At 46.5% G+C, this 9,013-nt stretch carries 6 protein-coding genes and 1 pseudogene; 3 read left to right on the plus strand and 4 right to left on the minus strand.

What is annotated here, in order from left to right; genetic code table 11:
- Positions 1-234: pseudogene (locus BM049_RS11940) on the plus strand (ISLre2-like element ISAot1 family transposase); the annotation flags it as partial.
- 150 nt (positions 235-384) lie between these two features.
- Positions 385-1,161 carry a DUF1189 domain-containing protein gene (locus BM049_RS11585; protein WP_091531898.1) on the plus strand — a complete coding sequence of 259 codons (777 nt, stop codon included), beginning with the start codon at positions 385-387 and terminating at the stop codon, positions 1,159-1,161.
- A gap of 514 nt (positions 1,162-1,675) precedes the next feature.
- Here the strand turns inward: BM049_RS11585 and BM049_RS11590 are convergent.
- Both BM049_RS11590 and BM049_RS11595 read right to left on the minus strand, forming a co-directional pair.
- Positions 1,676-3,001, minus strand: coding sequence for a DEAD/DEAH box helicase (locus BM049_RS11590; RefSeq protein ID WP_091531901.1), 1,326 nt, complete (start codon positions 2,999-3,001; stop codon positions 1,676-1,678).
- Between the two features lie 127 nt (positions 3,002-3,128).
- Complete coding sequence (locus BM049_RS11595) at positions 3,129-4,586, minus strand: aldehyde dehydrogenase family protein (RefSeq protein WP_091531903.1); 1,458 nt, start codon at positions 4,584-4,586, stop codon at positions 3,129-3,131.
- Between the two features lie 189 nt (positions 4,587-4,775).
- On the opposite strand from BM049_RS11595, the gene zwf reads away from it, so the two are divergent.
- Positions 4,776-6,224 carry a glucose-6-phosphate dehydrogenase gene (zwf, locus tag BM049_RS11600; RefSeq protein ID WP_091531905.1) on the plus strand — a complete coding sequence of 483 codons (1,449 nt, stop codon included), beginning with the start codon at positions 4,776-4,778 and terminating at the stop codon, positions 6,222-6,224.
- A 547-nt stretch (positions 6,225-6,771) separates the two neighbouring features.
- Here zwf and BM049_RS11610 read toward each other — a convergent pair.
- Both BM049_RS11610 and argR read right to left on the minus strand, forming a co-directional pair.
- A complete protein-coding gene (locus BM049_RS11610; protein ID WP_245751944.1) occupies positions 6,772-8,286 on the minus strand; it encodes a phosphohexomutase domain-containing protein in 1,515 nt (504 codons plus the stop codon).
- Positions 8,287-8,329: 43 nt separating this feature from the next.
- Positions 8,330-8,791: an arginine repressor gene (gene argR, locus BM049_RS11615; protein WP_091531913.1), complete on the minus strand. Its 462-nt coding sequence runs from the start codon at positions 8,789-8,791 to the stop codon at positions 8,330-8,332.
- Between the last annotated feature and the right edge of the window lie 222 nt (positions 8,792-9,013).

The following is a 9,013-nucleotide window of genomic DNA, read 5'->3' on the forward strand; positions in this document are numbered from 1 at the left end:
GGTGTAGCTAATGTCGTAGCATTACTAACAGCAGAGCAAAACAGTCTTCTGGAAAAAGCTTTGACCACAAAAGTTGATTCTATCGTTGAACCGTTAGGTGAAGATCTTAAGGGAGCAGTCCGTCAGGCTTTGAAAAAGCCTCGTTCAACCACACACACTGTTCAAACTGGGAAAATATCCAACTTTGGCCCTGTGAGTAGCTTCATTGGGAAATTAGGCCAGGCATTTTCCTAAAAATATTAACACAACATAATTTCTGTTAATTCTACTAGTTAAAGGTTACCGAGAAAAACTTGACGCATACTACTTCTAAAGGATGATTGCAATTTGACACAAATAGAAGTAAACTTGTTTTATTACTTACAAACAGAAAGGCGTTAAATAATGAAAGATTATTTGAAACTGGGGTTCACATCTCCCCAACATCTATACAAAGCAATCAGAATGTCAAGAAAGCATTTAGTCTCCTATTTTGCGCTGATCGCCCTGATCCTTACCCTTTCCATGGCATCTGTTCTGATATCGGTTATGGGAGCCTTAAGAGAAGACGGTCAGGAGATCACTGAAACCCTGCCGGCGTTTGAAATCACAGACAATGCGCTGGTCGTGGAAGAAGAAACAGAATCCTATGTCCACCAGACGGACTCCTTCCTGTTTTTCTTCGATCCCAATGATTCCATCCAGGAAGAAGAAATCGACACGAATGTTGAACGGCTGAATGTCCCCATCGGCATCGGTTTGATGGACGATCAGTTTTACCTCAACATCATGGGACAGCCCCTGCCCGTGTCGTACGAACAGATAGACGGCTTTACAGATGCGGATTTCAGAGAGGTGATGTCAGAAATGGGGCAGTTTTCTCCCATCGTCCTGTTCTTTATCTTCGTCGTCACTTACCTGGCCAGCAGTTTCAGTCTATTGTATGAATGGCTGATCATCGCTTTATTTGCAAACATACTGAAAACACTGTTCCGGATCAGGCTTCCATTCAGAAAAGTGGCGCGCATGGCGCTGGTCGCCTTGAGTGTCCCGACGATCATCTTCGCTGTCTTCGATGCATTCGGACTGTTCCTCCCCTTTACCCTTGAGATCACCATTGGTTTTTCCGTCTACTTCCTTTATGCCTCTTTAAGGAATCTGAAGAAGAATCGCACGATTTAATATGAAGTCACACCCGGTAAAACCAGCATGTCTCCTTCCGCTGAGTTTACCGGGTTATTTCTTTATTAAAATGTATATTTAGTGTTTTTACTGGTTTTTTTAGTTTCTAAAAGGATCATTATAGCGCCGCTTCGGAGCATACACGTGCCATAATTTTTTGGATAGACCGAACATGGACATCTTCGGTCTATTCACTCGTTTCCCGGTTCAATTTTGAGCCGAAAAACTCCAACTTCGGTGTAGCCGAGTAGTGTCTCCCTTTTGAATAAACCGAAGAAGGCTAACTTCGGCTTATTCAAAACACTGACAAAATCATCAGGACCGAACCGCTCCAAGCTTCGGTGTATTAACGACACACTTCACCATGAACAAGCCGAACTCTGCAGGGGTTCGGCGCATAGTCTCATTTTCGAACGCTCATTAGACCGAACTTACCAAAATCAAATAAAATCCTTCACCGCCGGACCCTTATTGGTCAACTGCAGTGAAGGCTTTTTACATTGATTGACTTGCTTTAGTCTTTGTTATTCTTGTTCAGTCGCATGGCGCGTTTGCGCTTGTTCTGCTTCTTGCGTTCGATCTTGCGTTTGTATCCCGGTTTCACTTTTTTCTTCAGTTTCTTTCTCAGACCGTGGATCTCAGGGTCGAAGTCGGATTTGTGAACGTTCTTCCCTTTGCGCTGTTCTCTGCGGTTGCGGTCATGGGCATCGACCACTTCACCGTTTTTGATTTCTTTCGGCTCAAAGGTGATGCCGCGTTTTTCGATCGTTGCAATATCCTGTTCATCATCCGGACCGTAAAGCGTGATGGCGATCCCGCTCAGCTGATTCCGTCCGGTACGGCCGACTCGGTGGACAAAATAGTCCAGATCCTGAGGCACTTCTGCATTGATGACGTGTGAGACACCTTCGATATCGATACCGCGTGCAGCCAGATCGGTCGCTACGATATACTGATATTCCAGATTCTGGATCTGTCTCATCACTCTGCGGCGCTCACGTGAAGAAATCCCACCGTGGATCACTGCGACTTTCAGCCCTTTTTTCTTCAGCTGATAAGCAATGTCATCGACATATTCTTTCGTGTTGGCAAAGACCAAAGCCAGGTAAGGTTGTCCGATCGTCAACAGCTGGTGGATCATATCGATCTTGTTCTTGCCTTTGGTCGAGATCAGCCAGTTCTCTACGGTATCCGCGATCACCTGCTTGTTTTCGACTTCAATAATGATTGGATTGTTCATGTATTTCTTCAGGAAAGGCTGCAGCTTCTGCGGCACGGTCGCTGAAAAGACCAGCATCTGTCCGTTTTCAGGCAGACGTGTCGCGATCTTGTCGACATCTTCCAAAAAGCCCATGTCCAAAGTCATATCCGCTTCATCCACGACCATATAGGTGGACGTATGGATCAGCAGGTCATTGCTTTCAATGACATCCAAGAGACGGCCCGGTGTCCCGATAACGACGTGCGGCTGGCTGTTCTGCAGCTTGTTGATCTGTCTGTTCTTGTCTGTGCCGCCGATATAAGACTGCACATTGATCGGTTCGGGCGAATGACCGGCCAGCTGAGTTGCGGCATTGGCCAGTTGTTCAGCCAGCTCTCTGCTCGGTGCAGTGATCACGACTTGAACCTCTTCTTTTTTCGGATCGATCTGATTGAACAACGGAAGCAGGAACGCATGGGTCTTTCCGGAACCTGTCTGTGACTGTCCGATGATGTCTCGTCCTTTTTTCACTACGGGGATAACTTTCTCTTGAATTTCAGTCGGTTGGTCAAAACCTATTTCTTTGATAGCTTCAATAAGATAATCGTTCAAATTAAAACGATCGAATGGGTGTGTCATTTTTCATTCCTCATTTCTTTTCAACTCACATTGTACCAAAGCCAGGCCGTCCTGACCATAGTAAATAACGATCGATGCAAAAACGGCATCCTCTGTGAAGAAGATGCCGCCACATTTTCATCGTCTTTTAATCAAACGGATAGTCTCTGGGTTCTTCCTGGACAGAGATCCATTTCCAGGTCGTGAATTCATCCAATGAATGTTCACGTCCAAAGCGTCCGATCCCTGACTGCTTTTCTCCGCCAAAAGCAATGTACGGTTCGTCATTGACACTTTGATCATTGATGTGGACCATGCCTGTTTCCATTCGTTCTGCAAAAGCAAAGGCGCGTTTTTCATTTTCTGATGAGACTGCCCCGCTCAAACCAGCTTCTGTATCGTTGGCCAGTTCCAGTGCTTCCGCTTCATCTTTTGCCGGGATCAGGGTCACGACGGGTCCAAACATTTCATGCTGGGCTGTCGTCATGTCATTGGTCCCTTTTAAAATGGCGGGCGTCAGGACGTTGCCCTCCCGTTTGCCTTCCAGAATGACTTCAGCCCCCTCTGACTTGGCTTTTTCGATTTCTTCGAGCAGCCGCTCAACCTCGTCTCCTGAGATAAGCGGACCGATCAGTGTGCCTTTTTCAGTCGGATCGCCGTGTTTGAGTGAACGGGCTGTATCGACGAATTTCTCGGCAAAGGCATCAAAAATGGATTCATCTATAATGATCCGATTCGTTGACATACAGATCTGTCCACTATGCATGAAACGTCCGTAAATCGCCCCTTTGACCGCTCTGTCTATATCGGCATCATCCAGGATGACCATGGCGTTGTTCCCGCCCAGTTCTAAGATAGTCTTTTTCACTTCTCTCCCGGCTACCTCACCGATTTTTTTACCGACCGCTGTTGAACCGGTAAAGGAGATCATATCAGGAACCGGATGCAAGTAGAAGGCATCGCCGATTTCAGAGGATTTTGGGTGGACAACCTGAAGGACGCCTTTGGGAAGCCCGGCTTCTTCAAAGACTTTGCCGATGATATTCCCACCACTGACCGGGGTCTGACTGCTGGGTTTCAAAACGACGGCGTTCCCCGCTGCCAGTGCCGGAGCAACTGAACGCATCGCTAGATTCAACGGGAAATTAAAAGGACCGATGACACCGACCACGCCGAGCGGTTTTCTGATCAGGTGGTTTTTCTTACCTGGGATCATCGAATCATTGACGATCGTTTCCATTTGGAAAGGAAAGCCTGCTGCCAGCTGCATCACAGACAGCGTGATGTCCAGTTCCAGTTCAGCTTTCGCTATGGTGGAGCCCGCATCTTTCACTAGGATATCGACGATTTCCTCTTTTCTGTTTTTCATGATCTGGATCGCCTTTTTTATGACCGCTGCCCTCTGGAAAGGATTCGTTTCCGCCCATCCCTTCTGGTGGCTTTCAGCACTCTCGTAGGCTTCATCCAAATCATCCAGCGAGGCCACTTGCAGCTTCATATAGATTTTTTCTGTATAAGGATCTACTGATTCGATCACTTTCTGACTTTTTCCTTTGCGCCAGTCACCATTGATGTAGTTCATATCCAACCGTTCATACTTGTCCATCCATACCCATCCTTTCGATTTTTTCACTCTACACCAACTTTAATCCTTCCACTTTCCTTATTGCAAAAAAGACGCCTTATCCGGAAAGAATCGACGCTTTGCGACAATTCAGTTGATTGATGCATCAATTAAAAGTAAAATAGTTTATAGAGTATGACACATGCCTGTCATGTAGAAAAGAGGGAAATAATGTCCAAAGAAAAGAAAGCTTTATATATTATATTTGGAGCTACAGGAGATTTAGCTTCAAGGAAATTATATCCAGCCTTATACCGCTTGTATTCAAAAGGATACTTGAAAGATCATTTCGCCGTCATCGGGACCGCTCGCAGAGAATGGTCTGATGAGCATTACCAGAACGTCGTCAAGAAAGCCATCGACGACATCAAAGAATCCGATAAAGATGCAGAAGACTTTTCCAGTCACTTCAGGTACCAGTCACATAACGTCAAAGATTCAGAACATTACCATACCCTGAAAGAACTGGCTGATTCACTGGATAGTGAGTATGCCATTGAAGGGAACCGCCTATTCTATCTGTCCATGTCCCCCACTTTCTTCGGGACCATCACGACACACTTGAGGGATCAGGAACTGGTGACTCAAAACGGCTTCAACCGCGTCATTATTGAAAAACCATTCGGAACGGATCTGGAATCTTCCAAGGAACTCAACGATGAGATCAATGCCTCCTTCGACGAGGACCAGCTTTACCGCATCGATCACTACTTAGGAAAAGAAATGGTCCAGACCATCCTTGCGCTGCGCTTCTCCAATCGCATCATCCAGGACAGCTGGACCAGCGAGAACCTCTCTTCCATCCAGATCACGCTGGCTGAAAACCTGGGTGTGGAAGAACGCGGTGAGTACTATGATAAAAGCGGCGCCCTGCGTGATATGGTCCAGAATCATGTCCTGCAGATCGTCAGTTTGCTGACGATGGATGAACCTGAATCCTTCTCCACTGAAAATGTCAGAAAAGAAAAACTGGCCCTGCTCGAATCGCTCAAGCAGCCGAATGTTAAAGACGAATTTGTCAGAGGGCAGTATCAGGCTTCGGAAGACGGCGACTGCAAAGCCTACCGCGATGAGGAAAAAGTGGATCCTGATTCCCTGACCGAGACCTTTGTTGCCGGGAAAGTCGTGATCGATTCGGATAAATGGCGCAATGTCCCGATCTACATCCGTACAGGTAAACGTATGAAGGAAAAAACGTCGCGTATCGATGTGCTCTGGAAGAAGACCGACCAGCAGCTGTTCGACGAAAGTGATTCTCTGCTGACGATCCATATCAGTCCCAAGGAAGGCCTTGAACTTCAGCTGAACGACAAAGAAATCGGACCGGGCATGCACCTGCGTCCTGTCACTTTAAGCTCTATGCGTTCAGAAGAGACGATCAGGAAAAGTCCGGAAGCTTATGAAAAACTTTTACTGGACGTCCTGAACGGAGATGAGACACACTTCGCACACTGGGGTGAAGTGGCTGCTTCATGGAAATATGTGGATCATATCAGACAGGCCTGGAACGAAGACTTGGAATCCATCCCCTTCTATCCTGCACATTCGATGGGGCCGAAAGAATCGGATGAACTGCTCGCTAAAGACGGCCAGAAATGGCTCTATAACCCGAAAGACTAAACAGACAGATTTAAGTGTATCAAGAGTCCGGTATAAGCAGCTGTAAAAGCTGACTATATCGGACTTTTTTTATTTAAGCATGACTATTTAGTTATTTTAACGATTCCTGAGTCGCTAAAAGGAGCATTTTAGAGCCGGTTCGGTCCGAACCCGAGACAATTTCTCTTGAATAGACCGAACTTTGACGTCTTCGGTCTATTCACTTGTTTCCCGGTCCAGTTTCGAGCCGAATCAAACTGACTTTCGGTGTATTCGACAGATGTGAGCCTTTTGAATAAACTGAAGGACCCTATCTTCGGCTTATTCAAAAGGCTCACTAAGTCGTAAGGACCGAACCCCTCTCAGCTTCGGTTTATAAAAGACACATTTCACCATGAACAAGCCGAACTCTGCAGGGTTCGGCTCATTCCTTCGTTTTGGGATGCTCATTAGACCAAAGTCACCAGTACCAACAAAAAAGGAAAGCGTCGGGGCCGCCCGACGCTTCAAAATCATCAAATAGAAAACGGCCTCCCCCGATCTTTTTTTGAAGGGAAGGCCGTTTCTTCTATAATTTGCTGTTATCTAGATGGTTCTCATAATGGAAAAAGGATTTCAGTTTATCTTTGACTGAAGGGATCGTGCCGGCCTTGTCATTTTCGATCTGCAGAACGAGTTTCGGTTCGTGCAGACTCATACGGAGGAGCAGCCAGCCATTGCCGTAGGGCTCACTCAGCTGCACGCGCTTGCCCTCCAGATTGTCCGGAACCAGTGTGAAGCCATCGGTATTGTTCACCCAGACAGCAAAACGCTCGAGTATGTCCATGCCGAGCTCCTTGTAGTCGTCATTCGTGATCACGAAACGCACTTCTTCTGTTTCAGCCGGCTGCTCCAGATGCCTGATCAGCTCTGTGACGCTCTTGCCTTTTTCTGCCATTTCGGCCTCTTTCGCAACGATCTTTGCAGCCAGGTATGCCCCGTCATCCAGGAAGTAGTTTTCACGAAGGGCTGCGTGTCCGCTGGTTTCGATGGCCAGGGCACAGTCCACGCCTTCTTCATTCAGGTCGATTCCACGATTGATGACATTGCGGTAGCCAGAGATGTATCGGTCGACTTTCCCGCCCATCTCTTCGACAAATTGAATCAGGTGATCAGAAACCGGCGAATTCGTCACGATCGTGGTTCCCGGATTCTCTTCTAATATGATGGCCCCAATCAGACCGATCAGGTTATTGCGGTTGATGCTGTTGCCTTCACTGTCTACGATCGCTGAACGGTCCACGTCCGTATCGAAAATGATCCCGAGATCCGCCTTGTTTTCCAGTACAGCTTCTGAAATGCTCTGCATGGCTTCTTTATTGTCGGGATTGGGTTCATGATTCGGGAACGTGCCGTCCGGGTCAAGGAACTGGCTGCCGGTGGTATCCGCACCTAAAACCTTCAACACTTTTTCGGCAAAGAAACCACCGGCACCATTTCCGGCATCCACGATGATCTTTCTATCTGCCAGTGGTTGGGCCTCAGCATCCACGTTCAGTGCTTCTCTTATTTTCATTACCAGATCAGCCGCATAAACAGACAGCAGATCTTTTTCGGTCGCCTGAGTTTTATCAGCATCCCAAATTTCGACTTCTTTTCCTGCCAGAAAAAGAATGGATCCAATGTCTTCATGCTCGAGTCCGCCACTTTGCGTGAAGAATTTCAGACCGTTGTATTCCATCGGCAAGTGACTGGCTGTGATCATGATCCCGATATCAGACTGGAATGCGTCGTACTGGGTCGACATGAAGAGTGCCGGTGTCGTCGCCATATGGGTATCGATAACGTTGATCCCCAGACTGGTGAACACATCGATCAGCCAGTTTTTGATTGAAGGACCGGTCAGACGGCTGTCGTGTCCGATCGTTATAGTCGTCTCCGTTAAAGATTTATCTGAATTCTCGCTCCACCAGGCTGCGAGACCATGGGCGATCCGCTTGATGGTGTCTTCGGTCAAATTCTTTTTCTGCTTCTCAGTGTCCAGAGCAAAGCCTCTGATATCTGATCCGTTCTGTAAGGTTTTCAAATCTATCTCTGTCATCATTCATTCTCCTTTGCTTATATGAGCCTATCCAAGAGATGGTTTGTTACTCATTTTCTCTCAACACACCGTCAAAGTGACGAAACACGCCTTCAGCTTCCTCATCGGTCTTTGAAATCAGCATGATCGTGTCATTTCCCGCAACCGTTCCTACTATCTCAGGATAATGGATATCATCGATCAATGCACCAATAACGTGTGCATTGCCAGGTAACGTTTTAACGACATTGATAAACTGGACCTGAGTCACGTCGGTCACTACGCTTTTGATCGTGGAATCCAGCTTTTCTTCCAGAGTCACCTGATCGTTCTGATAAATGGTATACTTTATGCCGCCGTCACCCGATGGTGTTTTGACCAGGTTCAGTTCTTTGATGTCTCTGGATATCGTTGCCTGAGTGGCGGTGACCCCTTTATCATGCAGAAATGTCAATAGTTCATCCTGTGTAGACACTTCATTGTTCAATACGATCTGTTTGATCAGCATTTGTCTTTCTGATTTTCTCATATCCTCCCCGCTTCCTATAAGTTAATATATATGTATAGAACAATTATACCTTATTTCGCATAAACATTCATCCCATATCGCTGTTATCCGTTAAATTGGAATCATTCAAAATAAGTCAGCTTTCTGTACTATGTGTAAAATTAATGTCGGAAGTGAAAAAGGTCGACCTAGACAAAAAGAAAGAAGACCCTTAATCTAGAGATAACGACAACGCTAGAGAAA

This window comes from Alkalibacterium subtropicum (assembly GCF_900112455.1).
GTDB lineage: Bacteria > Bacillota > Bacilli > Lactobacillales > Carnobacteriaceae_A > Alkalibacterium > Alkalibacterium subtropicum.